General features: G+C 68.4%; 13 protein-coding genes. 6 read left to right on the forward strand and 7 right to left on the reverse strand.

The features are described from left to right. The first annotated feature begins 695 nt into the window (after nucleotides 1–695). The gene (locus tag J5226_RS25100; RefSeq protein ID WP_215837794.1) at nucleotides 696–1,139 is read left to right on the forward strand and encodes a DUF192 domain-containing protein; all 444 of its coding nucleotides are present in this window, start codon (nucleotides 696–698) and stop codon (nucleotides 1,137–1,139) included. A 54-nt stretch (nucleotides 1,140–1,193) separates the two neighbouring features. Here the strand turns inward: J5226_RS25100 and J5226_RS25105 are convergent, their stop codons facing one another. Then, nucleotides 1,194–1,385, reverse strand: coding sequence for a rubredoxin (locus tag J5226_RS25105; protein WP_215837795.1), 192 nt, complete (start codon nucleotides 1,383–1,385; stop codon nucleotides 1,194–1,196). Nucleotides 1,386–1,454: 69 nt separating this feature from the next. Between J5226_RS25105 and thiE the strand changes: the two genes are divergently transcribed. Together thiE and hemL are read left to right on the forward strand one after the other, a co-directional pair. Continuing rightward, nucleotides 1,455–2,093: a thiamine phosphate synthase gene (gene thiE, locus J5226_RS25110; protein WP_215837796.1), complete on the forward strand. Its 639-nt coding sequence runs from the start codon at nucleotides 1,455–1,457 to the stop codon at nucleotides 2,091–2,093. After that, entirely contained in the window at nucleotides 2,086–3,369 is a 1,284-nt protein-coding gene (hemL, locus tag J5226_RS25115) for a glutamate-1-semialdehyde 2,1-aminomutase (protein WP_215837797.1), read from the forward strand. Before thiE ends, hemL begins: the two co-directional genes overlap by 8 nt. 86 nt (nucleotides 3,370–3,455) lie before the next feature. Here the strand turns inward: hemL and J5226_RS25120 are convergent, their stop codons facing one another. From J5226_RS25120 to J5226_RS25130, 3 genes are all read right to left on the reverse strand, one after another. Then, nucleotides 3,456–5,555 carry a TonB-dependent siderophore receptor gene (locus J5226_RS25120; RefSeq protein WP_215837798.1) on the reverse strand — a complete coding sequence of 700 codons (2,100 nt, stop codon included), beginning with the start codon at nucleotides 5,553–5,555 and terminating at the stop codon, nucleotides 3,456–3,458. Nucleotides 5,556–5,771: 216 nt separating this feature from the next. Then, nucleotides 5,772–6,203: an HIT domain-containing protein gene (locus J5226_RS25125; RefSeq protein ID WP_215837799.1), complete on the reverse strand. Its 432-nt coding sequence runs from the start codon at nucleotides 6,201–6,203 to the stop codon at nucleotides 5,772–5,774. A gap of 5 nt (nucleotides 6,204–6,208) precedes the next feature. Further along, on the reverse strand, nucleotides 6,209–7,429 hold the full coding sequence (locus J5226_RS25130; RefSeq protein WP_215837800.1) for an acetylornithine/succinyldiaminopimelate transaminase: 1,221 nt from the start codon (nucleotides 7,427–7,429) through the stop codon (nucleotides 6,209–6,211). A 135-nt stretch (nucleotides 7,430–7,564) separates the two neighbouring features. Here J5226_RS25130 and J5226_RS25135 point away from each other — a divergent pair, with 135 nt between their 5' ends. Both J5226_RS25135 and J5226_RS25140 read left to right on the forward strand, forming a co-directional pair. Further along, nucleotides 7,565–8,437 carry an ion transporter gene (locus J5226_RS25135; protein WP_215837801.1) on the forward strand — a complete coding sequence of 291 codons (873 nt, stop codon included), beginning with the start codon at nucleotides 7,565–7,567 and terminating at the stop codon, nucleotides 8,435–8,437. Nucleotides 8,438–8,495: 58 nt separating this feature from the next. Continuing rightward, complete coding sequence (locus tag J5226_RS25140; protein ID WP_215837802.1) at nucleotides 8,496–10,082, forward strand: M20/M25/M40 family metallo-hydrolase; 1,587 nt, start codon at nucleotides 8,496–8,498, stop codon at nucleotides 10,080–10,082. Between the two features lie 229 nt (nucleotides 10,083–10,311). Here J5226_RS25140 and J5226_RS25145 read toward each other — a convergent pair whose 3' ends face one another. Beyond that, nucleotides 10,312–11,127: an NAD(P)-dependent oxidoreductase gene (locus tag J5226_RS25145; RefSeq protein ID WP_215837803.1), complete on the reverse strand. Its 816-nt coding sequence runs from the start codon at nucleotides 11,125–11,127 to the stop codon at nucleotides 10,312–10,314. A gap of 314 nt (nucleotides 11,128–11,441) precedes the next feature. Further along, nucleotides 11,442–12,098 carry a serine/threonine protein kinase gene (locus tag J5226_RS25150; protein ID WP_215837804.1) on the reverse strand — a complete coding sequence of 219 codons (657 nt, stop codon included), beginning with the start codon at nucleotides 12,096–12,098 and terminating at the stop codon, nucleotides 11,442–11,444. Between the two features lie 179 nt (nucleotides 12,099–12,277). Between J5226_RS25150 and J5226_RS25155 the strand changes: the two genes are divergently transcribed. Next, nucleotides 12,278–14,287 carry a bifunctional DedA family/phosphatase PAP2 family protein gene (locus J5226_RS25155; protein WP_215837805.1) on the forward strand — a complete coding sequence of 670 codons (2,010 nt, stop codon included), beginning with the start codon at nucleotides 12,278–12,280 and terminating at the stop codon, nucleotides 14,285–14,287. Nucleotides 14,288–14,410: 123 nt separating this feature from the next. Here the strand turns inward: J5226_RS25155 and J5226_RS25160 are convergent, their stop codons facing one another. Continuing rightward, a complete protein-coding gene (locus J5226_RS25160; protein ID WP_215837806.1) occupies nucleotides 14,411–14,998 on the reverse strand; it encodes an LON peptidase substrate-binding domain-containing protein in 588 nt (195 codons plus the stop codon). Nucleotides 14,999–16,030: the final 1,032 nt, after the last annotated feature.

Here is a 16,030-nt window from a genome sequence, read left to right on the forward strand (position 1 = left end):
CAAGTCACCTGCGCACACTGTCAAAGATCCTAGGAACCGGCCTCAGCGCCTTGTTCCGTCCTCGTTGCCGAAGCACCCGAGGGAGCCGCACACTATACAGCAGTTTTCGTGAACGTCAACACCTGTCCGCGAATCTTTCTGCTGCCTCCCGTTCGTCCGAACCGACTTCGTTTCGAAGCGTCCGTCCAACCGGGCCGCGCATCTTACAGCATCGTTTCGTTTCGTCAACCACCCGTCGAAACCGCTTGCCGTACCGCGCTCCGATCAACCATCCAACCGCCGATCGGGCCGCGCATCTTACAGCATCGTTTCAGTTCGTCAACACTCACCGAAACCGCTGTTTTTTGCGCTCCCTGCAAGCGATCAACTGCTTGCCGGGCCGCGCATCTTACAGCCTGTTTTCGATTCGTCAACACTCTTCGAAAATCGCTGTTTTTGCGCGTTCCCACATGCGCTGAACTGCTTGCGGGCCGCGCATCGTACAGCATGTTTTCGATTCGTCAACACGTATCGAAACCGCCGCGTTCTGCGCGTCCCGCCGATCGATGTCGCTGGTCGGCGGGCCGCGCATTATGCAGATGCGACCCCGCTTCGGGAAGGGGGTCGGACGAAGAATTTTTCGGATCGTTTCGTCTTGACGCGGCGCGGGCGCTGGACGATGTTCGCCGCATCGCCCAGCGCCCAAGGAACCGGCCATGTCGAAGACGTCCGTTGTAGTCGTTGCTTGCTTGTTGGCCCTGGCCGGCTGCGCCGCGGGCCAGGGCGAAAGCTGGGTCGAAGTCGGCGGCCAGCGCTTCCAGGTGGAAGTGGCCAAAACCCAGGAGCAGCGCTCGCGCGGGTTGATGTTCCGCGACGAGATGGCCGCGGACCGCGGCATGGTGTTCGTGCACGACAGCGAAGACCTGCAGGCCTATTGGATGAAGAACACCAAGATCCCGCTGGACATCCTGTATTTCGATTCCAAGCGGCGGCTGGTGTCGCAGCAGCGCAACGTGCCGCCGTGTTCGGCCGGCGACCGCTGCCCGCCTTATCCCAGCGAGGCGCCGGCGAAGTACGTGCTGGAGCTCAACGCCGGCGAGGCGGAGCGGTTGAAGCTGGAGAACGGCGCCGAGATGAAGTTCGGGCCGGGGATCCAATAACGCAGCCGGCGGCGCGGATCGCGGCGCCGCCCGGGAGGCGTCCTCGCGGAATCCTCAGACTTCCATCATCTCGAAGTCGTCCTTGGTCACCCCGCAGTCGGGGCAGGTCCAGGTGTCGGGGACGTCCGCCCAGCGGGTGCCCGGCGCCAGCCCTTCGTCCGGCAGGCCTTGGGCCTCGTCGTAGATGAAGCCGCACACGACGCACATCCAGGTGCGGTAGGCGGTGGTCGCGGCGATCTCGGACATGGGCGGATAATGGGTTTCGAGCGGGACAGGCATTCTCCCACCCCGCCCCCTCCGACGGAAGCCGACCCGATGAAACCCTCCTGGCCGCGGCGCGGCCTGTACGCGATCACGCCCGACGAGGCCGACACCGCGCGGCTGCTGGCGCGCACGGCGACCGTGCTCGACGCCGGCGCGGCCTGGCTGCAGTACCGCAACAAGGACGCCGACGCCGCGCTGCGTCGGGAGCAAGCGCTGGCGCTGCTGCCGCTGTGCCGCGCCCGCGCGGTGCCGCTGATCGTCAACGACGACTGGCGTCTGGCCGCGCAAATCGGCGCCGACGGCGCGCATCTGGGCGAGGACGACGGCGAACTCGCAGCCGCGCGCGCGGCGCTGGGCGCCGAGGCGATCCTCGGCGCGTCGTGCTACGCCGACATCGCCCTGGCCCGCTCGGCCGCCGCGCAAGGCGCCAGTTATGTCGCCTTCGGCGCGTTTTTCCCTTCGCCGACCAAGCCCAACGCGCGCCGCGCCGCGCCGGAATTGCTCGCTCAGGCCGCCGAACTGGGCTTGCCGCGGGTGGCGATCGGCGGCATCACCCCGGACAATGCGCGCAACCTCGTGCGCGCCGGCGCGGATTTGCTGGCGGTGATCAGCGGCGTGTTCGACGCGCCCGATCCGGCCGCCGCCGCGCGCGCCTACCTTTCCTGCTTCGAAGACCGAACCGATGACTAACGCCCGCTCGCACGAACTGTTCACCCGCGCTTCGCAACTGCTGCCCGGCGGCGTCAATTCGCCGGTGCGCGCGTTCAAATCGGTCGGCGGCGAGCCGTTCTTCGCCCAGCGCGCGCAGGGCGCGTATCTGTTCGATGTCGACGGCAACCGCTACGTCGATTACGTCGGCTCGTGGGGCCCGATGATCGCCGGCCACGCCCACCCGCAGGTGCTCGCCGCGGTCGAGCGCACCATGCGCGACGGCCTGAGCTTCGGCGTGCCCAACGCGCTGGAAGTGGCGATGGCCGAGGAGATCGTCAAGATCGTGCCGAGCTGCGAGATGGTGCGCATGGTCAACTCGGGCACCGAGGCGACGTTGTCGGCGATCCGCGTCGCCCGCGGCGCCACCGGCCGCAGCCGCATCGTCAAGTTCGAGGGCTGCTATCACGGCCACGGCGACAGCTTCCTGGTCAAGGCCGGCAGCGGCGTGATGACCCTGGGCCTGCCGAATTCGCCGGGCGTGCCCTCGGCGCTGGCCGACCTCACCCTCACCCTGCCCTACAACGATTTCGACGCGGCGACCAAGCTGTTCGACGAAGTCGGCGGCGAAATCGCCGGCCTCATCATCGAGCCCATCGTCGGCAACGCCAACTGCATCCTGCCGCGCGAAGGCTATCTGCAGCACTTGCGCGAGTTGTGCACGAAGCACGGCGCGGTGCTGATCTTCGACGAGGTGATGACCGGTTTCCGGGTGGCGCTCGGCGGCGCGCAGGCGCGGTACGGGATCGAGCCGGACCTGAGCACGTTCGGCAAGATCATCGGCGGCGGCATGCCGGTGGGCGCGTACGGCGGGCGCCGCGAGTTGATGAGCCAGGTCGCGCCGGCCGGCCCGATCTATCAGGCCGGCACCCTCAGCGGCAATCCGGTGGCGATGGCGGCGGGCTTGGCGACGCTGGAACTGATCCAGGCGCCGGGCTTCCACGCCGATCTGGAGCGCCGCACCCACACGCTGTGCGACGGGCTCGAGGCCGCCGCGCGCGAGGCCGGCGTCGCCTTCCACACCACCCGCGCGCCGGGCATGTTCGGCCTGTATTTCCGCGAAGGGCCGGTGGAGACGTTCGAGGACGCCAAGGCCTCGGACACCGCGCGCTTCAACCGTTTCTTCCACGGCATGCTCGAGCGCGGCGTGTATTTGGCGCCGTCGGCGTTCGAGGCCGGGTTCGTGTCGAGCGCGCACGGCGAGGCGGAAATCGCGGCGACGATCGAGGCGGCGAAGGCGGCGTTCGCGGCGCTGTAAAACGCAGGCGCGTCGTTTGCTCGCAAACGAAAAAGGCCGGCGAATCGCCGGCCTTTTTCGTATCCGCGTCGGCCAAGTCGGCTCGCTCAGAACGTGAACGTCGCGCTCAAACCGATGTTGCGGCGCGCGCCGAACCAGCAGTCGCCGCGACCCATGCAGATGCTGAAATAGCGCTTGTCGGTCAGGTTGTTGACGTTGAGCGCCCAGCGCCACGCGCCGGTGTCGTAGGACACCATCGCATCGGCCAAGGTCACCGCTGGCGTGGTCGGCGCCGGCGGGCTGTCGAACGCGCTCATATATCGCAGGCCCAAACCGGCGGCGAAGCCGTCGCGGCCGCCGACGCTGAAGCGCTGCTTGCCCCACACCGCGGCCTGATGGCGCGGAGTGGCTTCGAGCTGCTTGTCGTTGTCGAGATAGTTGTAGTGCGCGGTGATGTCGAACGAGGAGGTCACCTTGCCGGTGACTTCCAGTTCCAGGCCGCTGACCTTGGTCTTGCCGGCCTGGATATTGACGTTCGGATTGCGCGGGTCGGCGACCAGACGATTTTCTTCGCGCAGCTCATAAGTCGCGGCGGTGAAGCTCAGATCGCGCCCGGCCGGCTCGAATTTGACGCCGGCTTCGATCTGCTCGCCCTTCTTCGGCCGGTAGCGCGCGCCGGTGAGGGCGTTGGTGCCGGCCAGCGGAGTGAAGGATTCGCTGTAACTCACGTACGGCGACCAGCCCGCCCAGTCGTGGAACATCACGCCCAGGCGCTTGGTGGTGGCGCTGGATTTCTCGTCGGCCGCGCCTTCCAGGCCGTTGGTCACGCGGTCGTGGCGCAGACCGGCGACCACGATCCAATGCTCGCCGAGCTTCATCTGGTCCTGCAGGTACAGCCCGACCTGACGCTGGCTGGTCTTGACCGGCGCGGGCAGCGGCGGCGGCGTGTACGCCACGTACACCGGATTGAAGATGTCGATCGGCGGCACGACGTCGAACATCTGCGCCTCGTCCTGCTTGAAGCGCACCGCGTCCAGACCCGCCACCAGTTGGTGATCGACCGCGCCGGTCTTGAACAGGCCTTCGACGTGCTGATCGATGTTCTGCATGCGCACGTTGGTCTTGGCGAACCAGCCTTCGCGCGGCAGCAAGCGCTGCTGCGGATCGACGAAAGGATCGGTGGGGTTCTGGTACGGGCTGCCGTAAACGCTGACGTAATCGACCTTGTTGCGCGCGGCACGGAACGACTGGCGCAGGATCCAGTTTTCGTTGAAGCGGTGCTCGAACAGCCAGCCCGCGGTGGTGCGGTCGGTGTCGTAGTGGTCGCCCGGGTTGCCGATGTAGCGGCTGGCCGGAATGCGCCCGTTCGGGTTCGGCGCCTGCAGGCCGCTCCAGCCGAAGAACTGCGAGGTCGAGCCGGTGCGGTCGCGCTGCCAGCGCAGTTGCAGGGTCAGCGAGGTGTTTTCGCTCGGCTTCCAGGTCAGCGAGGGCGCGAACAGGCGGCGGTTGTCGTCGACGTGATCGACCTGGGTTTCGCTGTCGCGATAGACGCCGACCAAGCGGTACAGCCAGGTGCCGTCGTCGGTCAGCGCGCCGGTGAAATCGGCGTTGGCCTGGCGGCGCTCGAAGCTGCCGAGTTGCACGCCGACTTCGCGCCGGGTCTGCGCTTGCGGGCGCTTGCTGACCAGGTTGACCACGCCGGCGGTGCTGCCTTGGCCGAACAGCATCGAGGCCGGGCCGCGCAGCACTTCGATGCGCTCGAGCATGTAGGGATCGGTGCGCGCGGAGCTGGTGTAGTAGTTGAACGAGCTGCGCAGGCCGTCGAGGTATTCGTCGGGCGAGCTGCCGCGGATCAAGGTCCAATCGCCGCGCGAATCCAGGCCGTAGGCCTCCGAGCGCACGCCGGCGGCGTAGTTGAGCGCGTCCTGCACGGTGGTCGCGCCCTGGTCGGTCATGCGCTCGCGGGTGATCACGGTGATCGCTTGCGGGGTTTCGCCGATCGGGGTTTCGGTCTTGGTCGCGGTGGCGGCGGTCGCGGCTTTGTAGCCCTCGCCGGCGCTTTGTACGACGACGTGGTCGAGCGTGGTGGCTTTGTCGCGCTCGGCATCGGCGGGGACGTCGGCAGCGCTCGCGGCGGCGGCGGGCAGGCTCAAGGGGAAGGCGATGGCCAAGGCCAGGGGCGCCAGGCGCGGGCGGCGGCGGGACATGAGGGGGCGGCTCCGGAGGGGTTGTAGCAAACGAGAATTATTATCGTTTGAATCGTGGGCGCGGGTAAAGACCCTGGATTTCCGGGGTTTCGTCGAGGGGCCGGAGCCGTTGTTGGGGCGATGCGAGCCGCGATGGCGGAACCGCGCTTACGGCGACCGGCCCCTCCCGCGGTCGCGGCTTGCGCCGCCCCTACAGGGGGCTGCGGGCTGGATGCGTCAGAGACGGGCGGCGATGCGCGCGGCGAGTTGGTCGAGCTTCGCGCGCGGGCTCGGCGCGGGAACGCCGTTGGGATAAACGCGCATCAACCCGTCGGCGACGCGGCGCGGTTGCACGTGCAGGTGCACGTGCGGGACCTCTTGCCCGCCGGCATCGCCGTTGGATTGCCACAGGTTGAGCCCGGGCGGTTCGAGTTCGGCGGCGAGCGCGCGCGCCACCCGCACCGCCAACGCCATCATCCGGCCGGCGGTGTCTTCGTCGAGGTCGAACAGGGTTTCGACGTGCCGGTTCGGCACGATCAGCACGTGGCCATCGACCGCTTGGCGCAGGTCGACGAAGGCCGAAAGATGTTCGTCGCGATGCACGAAGCTCGCCGGCGCGCGGCCGGCGAGCAGATCGCAGAAGACGCAGCGGATGTCGGCCGCGCCCATCCGGCTCAGCGCCCGAGGAACTGCAGCAGCGCCGCACGCAGGCGTTGCAGACCGTCGGCGACGTCGGCGTCGCCGATGTTCAGCGCCGGCACGAAGCGCAGCACATCGGGGCCGGCCTGCAACAGCAGCAGGCCGTGTTCGACGCAGCGGTCGAGGATCTCGCCGGCCTTGCCGGCGTGCTCGGCGCGCAGTTGCGCGCCGATCATCAGCCCGCGACCGCGCACTTCCGAGAACAGGCCGAACTCGGCATCGAGCGCGGCGACGCCGTCGCGGATCGCCTGCGCCTGACGGGCGACGTTGGCGAGCAATTCGGGCGAACGCAACTCGCGCAGCGCAGCGCCGGCGACCGCCGCGGCCAGCGGATTGCCGCCGAAGGTGGTGCCGTGGGCGCCGAACTGCATCGACTGCGCCGGCTTCGGGCCGACCAGCATCGCGCCGATCGGGAAACCGCTGCCGAGCGCCTTCGCGAGCGTCACCACGTCCGGCGTCACGCCGTAGGCATGACAGGCGAACAACTCGCCGGTGCGGCCCATGCCGCACTGGATTTCGTCGAGGATCAGCAGCGCGCCGTGCTTGTCGCACAGCTCGCGCAAGCCGCGCAGGAAGGCGTCGCTGGCCGGCGTCACCCCACCCTCGCCTTGCACCGGTTCGACCAGCACCGCGCACACCGCGCCGTCGGCCATCGCCGCCTCGGCCGCGGCCAGATCGTTGAAATCGCTGTAGCGGAAGCCCGGCGGCAGCGGCTCGAAGCCTTCGTGGTACTTGGGCTGCGCGGTCGCGGTGACCGCGGCCAGGGTGCGGCCGTGGAAGCTGCCGCGGAAGCTCAGGATGACCCGGCGCTCGGGCTCGCGGCCTTCGCCGGCGGCCCACTTGCGCGCCAGCTTGATCGCTGCCTCGTTGGCCTCGGCGCCGGAGTTGCACAGGAACACGCGCTCGGCGAAGCCGGAGGCCGACACCAGCTGTTCGGCCAACCGCAGCGGCGGCTCGCTGACGAACACGTTGCTGGTGTGCCACAGCTTGCCGGCCTGTTCGGTCAGCGCCGCGATCAGCGCCGGATGCGCGTGGCCGAGCGCGTTGACCGCGATGCCGGCGCCGAAATCGACGTATTCGCGGCCGTCCAGATCCCAGATCCGCGAGCCCTTGCCGTGGTCGAGCACGATCCGGCGCGGGCGGTAGACGGGCAGGTAGTAGCGCTCGGAAAGGGCGTACAGCGAGGCGGTGTCCATGGGCGGCGAGGCGTGGGCTGGGTGGGGAACGGCCATTGTCGCAGGTCGCTCGGGCGCGTGCAGAGGGCGGCCGCGGCATCACGCCGCGCTCCCCGTCGGCGGGCACAATGGCCGGCCTGCGAGGAGAGGACAGGCATGCGACTTCTGCTGGACCCGCAACTCAACCCGGCCGCCGAAACCGGCTGGCGGCGGCGTTGGTTCGACATCATCCACCGCCACGACACCCCGCCGTCGCGCAATTTCGATCTGCTGCTGATCGCGCTGATCCTCGCCAGCGTGCTGGTGATCATGTTCGACAGCGTGCCGCGCTTCCATGCGCGCTGGTCGTCGTGGCTGTACGTGGCGGAGTGGGTGTTCACCGCGCTGTTCACGCTCGAATACGGCCTGCGCCTGGCGGTGGTGCGGCGGCCGTGGCGCTACGCGCTGAGCAGTTGGGGCCTGATCGATCTGCTGTCGATCCTGCCGACGTATCTGTCGCTGTTGATACCGGGCAGCCAGAGCCTGCTGGTGGTGCGGGTGCTGCGCATGCTGCGGCTGTTCCGCATCCTCAAGCTCACTCAGTACGTCGAGGAAGGCGGCATGCTGGTCGGCGCGCTGTGGCGCAGCCGGCGCAAGATCTTCGTGTTCATCAGCGCGGTGCTGACCGTGGTGGTGATCTTCGGCGCGCTGATGTACGTGGTCGAGGGGCCGGAACACGGCTTCACCAGCATTCCCACCGGCATGTACTGGGCGATCGTGACCATGGCCACGGTCGGCTTCGGCGACATCGCGCCGGCCACGCCGCTGGGGCGCTTCGTCGCCTCGGTGCTGATCCTGATCGGCTACAGCGTGATCGCCGTGCCGACCGGCATCTACACCGCCGAACTCGCCAGCAGCCTGCGCGAGGCCAGCCACGAACGCGGCCATCTCGACCGCCGCGGCTGTCCGCAGTGCGGGCTCGAAGGCCACGACCCGGAAGCGCTGTTCTGCCGCAATTGCGGGCATCATCTGCCCACGCCCATGGGTTGACCGCACGCCGCGCGCGCGGCGCCCCGGGCCGACACCGTCCACGCCGAGGGGAAACGCTATGCGCCGTCGCCGTACCGCTGTGCCGCTGTCCGCTTCGCTGTTGTCCGCCGCGCTGTTCTGCGTCGCGCCCGCCTGGGCCGCGCCGCCGAAGATCGTCATCACCGAAACCGCCGCGTTCGACGCGGCTTCGGTCGCGCCTTACACCGGCGAGTACGCCGACGTTTACGCTTATCTCGACAAGCACGCCGCGCCGAACCTCGCGCAGTTGCAGCGTTGGGTACGCCAGCCCTCGATCAGCGCGCAGAACAAGGGCATCGCGCAGATGGCCGAGTTGCTGCGCGCGGATCTGCAGCAACTCGGCTTCCGCGACACCGCGCTGGTGCCGACCTCGGGCCACCCGGGCGTCTACGGTTATTACGACGCCGGCGCCGAGCACACGCTCGTGGTCTACATGATGTACGACGTGCAGCCGATCGAACCGACCGGCTGGAAGGTCGACGCGTTCGCCGGTTCGCTGGTGGACGAACCGGGCCTGGGCAAGGTGTTGATGGCGCGCGGCGCGACCAACCAAAAAGGTCCGCAGCGCGCGTTCCTCAACGCATTGGATGCGGTGATCAAAACCCGCGGCAAGCCGCCGGTCAATCTGATCGTGCTGGCCGAGGGCGAAGAAGAGCTCGGCTCGCCGCATTACCCGGAGGTGGTGGCGAAATACGCCGACACCTTGCGCAAGGCCGACGGTGTGTTCTTCCCGATGAACACCCAAGACCGCGACGGCGCCGCGTCGATGTTCCTCGGCGTCAAGGGCATCCTCTATATGGAGCTGGAGGCCAAGGGCAACGCCAGCAGCGGCGGCCCGCAGCGCGCGGAAGTGCACGGCTCGCTCGCGGCCAAGCTGGATTCGCCGAGCTGGCGGCTGGTGCAAGCGCTGGCGACGCTGACCGGCCCCGACGGCGAGATCGCCGTGCCGGGCTACCGCGATGCGATCCGCGCGCCCAATCGCGAAGAGCAGCAGCTGTTCAACGGCATCGTGCGCGAGCGCGAGTCGGACGCGGCGAAACAGCTGCAATCGCTGGGCGCGGCGCGCTGGAAGAACGGCCGCGACTATCGCGACGCGACCGCGGCGGAATTGTTCGACACCACGCTCAACATCGACGGTTTGGTCGCGGGCTACACCGGCGAAGGGGTCAAGACGATCCTGCCGCACCGCGCGGTGGCCAAGGTCGATTCGCGGCTGGTGCCCGATCAGACGCCGGATCAGGCCTTGGCGCTCATCCGCAAGCGGCTGGACGATCAGGGGTTCAAGGACATCGAGATCCGCAAGCTGTCGGGGTATCCGCCGGCGCAGACCTCGGCGCAGGCGCCGCTGACCCAGGCCGCGCTGAGCGTCTACCGCAAGTACGGCCAAACCCCGCCGGTGGCGCCGCGCATCGCCGGCAGCGCGCCGTATTACGTGTTCACCCAAACCTTGGGGTTGCCGATGATCTCCGGCGGGCTCGGCCACGGCAGCGGCGCGCATGCGCCGAACGAGTACATGGTGGTCGAGCCGGCGAAGGGGTCGAAGGTCGCGAGTCTGGCGCAGGTGGAGCGGTTCTATGTCGACCTGTTGTATTCGCTGTCGGATGCGTTGCAGCGGCCTAAGCCGTGAGGCGGCGGGGCGGTGCTTCCTGGAGGCGCCGTCTTGCTGTTTGGGATTGATCTTTGGTCGCGGCGACGGCGATAGGAAAGCGTCGCCGTGATCGGGTTGGCGCGGTCGCGGCTTGCGCCGCTCCTACAGGGGCTTCGGCGAGGTTCGTTTATTCCTGTAGGAGCGGCGCGAGCCGCGACCGCGGGGCGGCAGGTCGCGCCGCGACCGCGATACGAGAGACGATTCGCGCTTACAGGAACAGATCCGGCAGCAAGGGCTTGCCCGGCTCGACCGCGTACCGATCGAAATCGGTCACGCCGGCTTCGCCCAGCACCTCTTCGTCGATCAGGAAGCGGCCGTAGAACCCGGCGGCCGGGCGAATCAGCACTTCGCGCACGGCGTCGGCGACGATTTGCGGTTTGCGGCAGCGGTCCATCGGGATGCCGGGGATCATGTTGAGGGCATCGGTGGCGATGATGGTCTTCGGCCACAACGCGTTGACCGCTACCCCGGTGGGACCGAATTCGCCGGCCAAACCCAGCGTCACGAAGCTCATGCCCATCTTCGCCAACGTGTAGCCGGTGTGCGGCGCCCACCACTTCGGGTCCAGGCTCGGCGGCGGCGCCAAGGTCAGGATGTGCGGGTTGGCGGCCTGACGCAGATACGGCAAGCACGCCTGCGCGCACAGGAAGCTGCCGCGCGCGTTGACCTGCTGCATCAGGTCGAAGCGCTTCATCGGCGTGTCGAGCGCGCCGCGCAGCCAGATCGCGCTGGCGTTGTTGACCAGGATGTCGATGCCGCCGAACGCGTCGGCGGTGGCGGCGACCGCGGCGGCGACTTCGTCTTCCTCGCGGATGTCGCACTTCAGCGCCAGCGCGCGGCCGCCGGCGGCCTCGACTTCTTCGGCGACGCTGTGGATGGTGCCCGGCAGCTTGGGATTGGCCACCGACGATTTGGCGGCGATGGCGATGTTGGCGCCGTCGCGCGCGGCGCGCAGGGCGATCTCGCGGCCGATGCCGCGCGAGGCGCCGGTAATGAAGAGGGTCTTGCCTTGGAGAGTGGACATGGGCGGCCTGAGCTCGGAAGAGAAACGACTCGGAGAAATGCCGCGCGCTCGGCGCGCAGGCGTGGGCCTCATCCTAATACCAAGCCGGGCGCGGCGCCGTTATCCGGGCCGTATCGTGGCCGCGTTCTCGCGATCGGCCCCGCGCTTCAAACGATGATGCTTCAAACGAAGGCGTTTGAAACGCCATCGTTTGAAACGCGATCGTTTGAAGCACCGTGGCTCGGTGCACGGCCGCCCGCAGCGAAACCGTCGACGGCGCGATCGCTGGAGGCACCGATGCGCCGGACGCCGAGCGATCCGCGAAGCCGCGGCGATTACGGCTTCGGCCCCTGCCCCTCGTTGTCTTCCCAATGTAGGATGCGCCGGGTCACGAAGCGATAGACCGGCTTGCCGGTGACGAACCACAGCTCGCGCACCCACGAATGGCGCTTGAGCACGCGCCGCTCCACCGGGGTGAGGTACTGCGGGCAATAGGTGCGCTTGTGCTTGAGCAAGTGGCGCAGGTCCTCGCGCGCGAGCAGGCGCATCCACGGCGAGCGCGGGTCGCCGCGCACGGCCAGCTGGAAATCGATGATCGCCGGCGCGCCGTCGGTCAGCACCAGCCAGTTGGCTTCCTTGGCCAGGTCGTTGTGCGCCAGCCCGCGCCGGTGCAGGCGCTGCAACAGCCGCCGGGCTTGGCAGAAATAGGCCGGATCGTCGCGCGGCGGGCGCTGGTACATGGCCGCGCCGTCGAGATAGCTGCGGTCGAGCTTGCGGCCGTCCCAACCGAGCAGCTGCGGGGTCGCTTCCAGGCCGTCGACGCGTTGCAGCGCGCGCGCCTCGCGCCGCGCCAGCCACCACGCCGGCAGCCGCAGCCATAACGGCACGTGGCCCAGGTCGCGGCGCACGAACAGGCCGCGGCCGTCGCGCATCAGGGCGATGCGGCCGAAACTATCGGCCTTCAGCGCGGTCACTTCGATCACTTCCGACATGCGCGCAGTGTACTTCGGGCCGGCGCGGCCCGGCCCGCGGCGGCCTCGGGGCGCGCACGGGCGGGCCGAACCGGGGCGACCGGCCGCGGTTACAGGCCGTCACCCGCAGTCACGCCCAGTGCCTTCGGTCACGCCGCCGCTTCATCCTCGCCACAGCCCGCCCTGCCTATAATCGACCGATGGATTCCGCCTGGCTCGAAAGCGCGACCGCATGGATCGCGGCCCACCCCATCGCCGCGGGCGTCGTGATCTTCCTGATCGCGTTCTGCGACGCTCTCATCATTCTCGGCATCGCCGTCCCCGCCCTGCCGCTGCTGTTCGCGGTCGGCACGCTGGTCGGCCTGGGCCACATCAACGGCCCGTACGCGTTGGCGTGCTCGACCCTCGGCGCGTTCGCCGGCGACGGCCTGAGTTATTGGATCGGCTATCGCTGGGGCCCGCAGTTGCGCCAGCGCTGGCCGTTCTCGCGCTATCCGCAATGGATCGACCGCGGCGAGAACCTGTTCCACCGCCACGGCAGCAAGAGCATCGTGATCGCGCGCTTCGTCGGCGCGGTGCGCCCGTTCGTGCCGGCCATCGCCGGCATGCTGCGCATGCCGATGCGCCGTTACGCGATGCCCAGCCTGTTCGCCTGCGCGGCGTGGTCGGCGCTGTTCCTCGCGCCGGGCTGGGTGCTGGGCGCGTCCTACGACGCGGTGGCCGCGGTCGCCGACCGTTTGGCCGTGGTCCTCGGCGCGTTGCTGGTCGCGCTCGCCCTGGTGTGGGCGATCGTGCTCTACACCTGGCGCTGGTTCGCCAATCACGCCGATCAATTGCTCGCGCGCGCGCTGCGCTGGACCCGCGCGCATCCGCGCCTGGGCCGCTACGCCGGCGCGCTGATCGATCCCAACCGCCCCGAATCGGCGTCGCTGGTGATGCTGGCGGTCTGCCTGCTGGCGATCAGCTGGATCTGGTTCACCCTGCTGGCGACGCTGCTGGCCAGCGGCGGGCCGCTGCAGATCGACCACACCGTGCACGAGTTCATGTGGACGCTGCGCAACCCGCTGGCCGACCGGCTGATGGCGGCGCTGGCGTGCCTGGGCGATCCGATGGTGCTGGCGCCGGCGTCGATCGCGGTGCTGGCTTATCTCGCATGGCGCCGGCGCTGGATGGCGGCGGCGCATTGGGTCGGCGCGATCGTGTTCGGTCTGGCGCTGACCTCGCTGCTGGAATGGGCCATCGACATGCCGCGCCCGCCGACCGCGCCGGCCGGTTTCGGTTTCCCCTCGGTGGCGGTGACCATGACCACCATCGTGTTCGGCTTCTTCGCCGTGCTGATCGCGCGCGAACTGCCGGGGCGGCAGCGGGTGTGGCCGTACTTGCTGGCCGGCGTCATCACCACCCTGGTCGGGTTCGCGCGTCTGTATCTGGGCGCGCATTGGCCCAGCGATCTGATCGGCGGCACCTTGTTCGGCATTTTCTGGCTGCTGGCGCTGGGCATCGCCTACCGCCGCCACGTCGCGCGTTCGTTCTGGATGCGGCCGCTGGCGTGGTTGTTCTACACGGTGTTCGCGGCCGCCGCGCTGTGGCATGCGCCGCGCGCGGCCGATCCGCTGCTGGCCAAGTTCGCCTCGGCCAAACCGACCGCAGTGCTGGATGCGGAGCGGTGGTGGCTCAGCGACTGGAGCATGCTGCCGGCGCAACGCAACGAAAGCGACGTGCGCCGGCGCTGGCCGCTGGACCTGCAAGTCGCCGGCCCTTTGCCGCCGCTGCGCGCGACGCTGGAAGCGGCCGGCTGGCGCGTGCAGGAACAGGCCTCCTGGCTCAACACCATCGCCCTGCTCGACGACGACACCCCGCCGCGCGAACAAGTGGTGCTGCCGGCGACGCTGGACGCGCAAGCCGAATCGCTGCTGATGCTGCGCGACGGCCCGACCCCGGACGTGCAGTACGCGCTGCGGCTGTGGCCGGCGCCGGCGGTGCTGTCCGACGGCACGCCGTTGTGGATCGGCACCACCCAGACGCTCAAGCTCAACAAACCCTTCGACGCCGCGGTGCTGTGGCTGCCGCAACCCGACGACGGCGCCGCGCACGCGCAGGTGCGGCGCGCGCTGGCCGGTTTCGTTACCGTGCAGCAAGCGCATCCGAAGAACGGGGTCGAGGTGTTGCGCTTGCGTTCGCAGTATCGCGGGCCGGAAACGGCGCCTTGAGCGTTTCGATGAAGGCAGGTCGCGCCTTGCGCGCACGGGCCGAAGCAGGCTGCGGCTCGGCGCCGCGGTAACGACGAGCCGGCTTTTGACGAAGGCGAGCGCGCGGATATGCGCGCGCCGCGGTCAGGGCAACAGCGTAATCAGCCGGTCCAGGCGTTCGTGCGGATCGTCCAGTTGCAGCAGCATCTGCCGCTGCTGCAGCGACAGCGGCAACAGTTCGGCCAAGCGCCAACCGACCCAGGCCGCGTCGTCCAGGCGCGAATGCGGCGCCAGCGAATGTTCGCCGCCTGCTTGCTCCAGCAAGCGTTCGAGCAAGGTCACCAGCAGCGAGTGCTGCGGCTGCACCACCTCCTCGCCGTCGGGCTCGCACCAGCGCACTTGCGCCACTTGCAGACCGTTGTCGCGCACCCGCGCGCGTTCGGCGCGGAAGCGGCGCGCGCCGCGCACGCGCAAGGTCAGCAGGCCGTCTTCGCCGGTGCCGAAATCCTCGATCAGCGCTTCGGTGCCGTAGGCCGCGGCGCTGGCGGGTTCGCCGACTTCCTCGCCTTGCATGATCAGGCACACGCCGAAGCCGCGACCTTGGCGGCCGCATTCGCGGACAAGGTCGAGATAGCGGCGCTCGAAGACGCGCAGGCCCAGGCTCGCGCCGGGGAGCAGCACGGTGTGCAGGGGGAACAGTCCCAGCGAGTCGGCGGGGGTGTCGGGGGGCATGGGGGGAGTGTAACCGTGGAGGAAGCGGTGGTTGCTAGTGGGGGTGGGACGGTGTGGGTATTTCGGTGGGGTGGGCGATTGCGGCTTGGCGGTCGCTGCTGCTGCCGTTGTTGCCGTTGCTGTTGCCGTTGTCGTTGTCGTTGCTGTTTCCGCTTCGGCTCTTGATCGGACGCAACCTCGCCCGAGGCCCACGTCCCAAAGCCCCGGAGGGCGCGCGCATGGATGCGCGCGTGCGCCGTAGGGGCATGGATGCCCCTTACGGCGCAGCCCCGCGCCCGGTGCTGGACCTAGTGGCTCTTGATTCGAAAACAAGGAAAGCGCCTTTCTTTGGTTACTTTCTTTGGCAAGACAAAGAAAGTAACTCGGCCGCTTGCGGACGAAAGCTCTCAGCGTTTGATCTTCGCTTGTCGTCGCGCGCTCTTGCGAGAGGAAGCGGAAGCAACATCAAAATGGATTCCGGCTTTCGCCGGAATGACGGTGGGTAGGGTGTCCGCCACCTGCGAGAAGCGCAGCTCACACTCCGTCATTCCGGCGAAAGCCGGAATCCATTTTGACTTTGCTGTGGGCTCGCTCTCAGCGGCACCAACGAGTGAGGACAAGCCACAATCAAGTGCGTTCCGTCCGCAAGCGGCCGGGTCACTTTCTTTGTCTTGCCAAAGAAAGTAACCAAAGAAAGGCGCTTTCCTTGTTTTCGAATCAAAAGCCACTAGGGCTCGACGTGGCGCGGGGCCGCGCCATAAGGGTCATCCTGACCCATGGCGCGCGTGCGCATCCATGCGCACGCCCTCCGGGGCTGCGGGGCGTGGGCTTTGGTCGGAGATCCGTCAAGGCGAAAGGCAACGGCAACAGCAACGGCAACGGCAACGGCAAAATGGATTCCGGCTTTCGCCGGAATGACGATCTGAGGGTTGCGTACTTCGGGAAAGAGCGGCAGGGCTGCGTCGCTGCGGTTGGTCGCAGCTTGCGCAGCTCCTACAGTCGGATACGAACCCGCCGAAGCCCCTGTAGGAGCTGCGCAAGCTGCGACCGCGA

This window comes from Lysobacter sp. K5869 (genome assembly GCF_018847975.1).
Lineage (GTDB): Bacteria > Pseudomonadota > Gammaproteobacteria > Xanthomonadales > Xanthomonadaceae > Lysobacter.

Excerpts from the sequence above, each read along its gene's own strand:
- J5226_RS25105 (WP_215837795.1), bottom strand. The coding sequence starts at position 1,385 with ATGTCCGAGATCGCCGCGACCACCGCCTACCGCACCTGGATGTGCGTC.
- hemL (WP_215837797.1), top strand. The coding sequence starts at position 2,086 with ATGACTAACGCCCGCTCGCACGAACTGTTCACCCGCGCTTCGCAACTG.
- J5226_RS25160 (WP_215837806.1), bottom strand. The coding sequence starts at position 14,998 with ATGCCCCCCGACACCCCCGCCGACTCGCTGGGACTGTTCCCCCTGCAC.
- J5226_RS25140 (WP_215837802.1), top strand. The coding sequence starts at position 8,496 with ATGCGCCGTCGCCGTACCGCTGTGCCGCTGTCCGCTTCGCTGTTGTCC.
- J5226_RS25145 (WP_215837803.1), bottom strand. The coding sequence starts at position 11,127 with ATGTCCACTCTCCAAGGCAAGACCCTCTTCATTACCGGCGCCTCGCGC.
- J5226_RS25125 (WP_215837799.1), bottom strand. The coding sequence starts at position 6,203 with ATGGGCGCGGCCGACATCCGCTGCGTCTTCTGCGATCTGCTCGCCGGC.
- J5226_RS25130 (WP_215837800.1), bottom strand. The coding sequence starts at position 7,429 with ATGGACACCGCCTCGCTGTACGCCCTTTCCGAGCGCTACTACCTGCCC.
- J5226_RS25155 (WP_215837805.1), top strand. The coding sequence starts at position 12,278 with ATGGATTCCGCCTGGCTCGAAAGCGCGACCGCATGGATCGCGGCCCAC.
- thiE (WP_215837796.1), top strand. The coding sequence starts at position 1,455 with ATGAAACCCTCCTGGCCGCGGCGCGGCCTGTACGCGATCACGCCCGAC.
- J5226_RS25100 (WP_215837794.1), top strand. The coding sequence starts at position 696 with ATGTCGAAGACGTCCGTTGTAGTCGTTGCTTGCTTGTTGGCCCTGGCC.
- J5226_RS25120 (WP_215837798.1), bottom strand. The coding sequence starts at position 5,555 with ATGTCCCGCCGCCGCCCGCGCCTGGCGCCCCTGGCCTTGGCCATCGCC.
- J5226_RS25150 (WP_215837804.1), bottom strand. The coding sequence starts at position 12,098 with ATGTCGGAAGTGATCGAAGTGACCGCGCTGAAGGCCGATAGTTTCGGC.
- J5226_RS25135 (WP_215837801.1), top strand. The coding sequence starts at position 7,565 with ATGCGACTTCTGCTGGACCCGCAACTCAACCCGGCCGCCGAAACCGGC.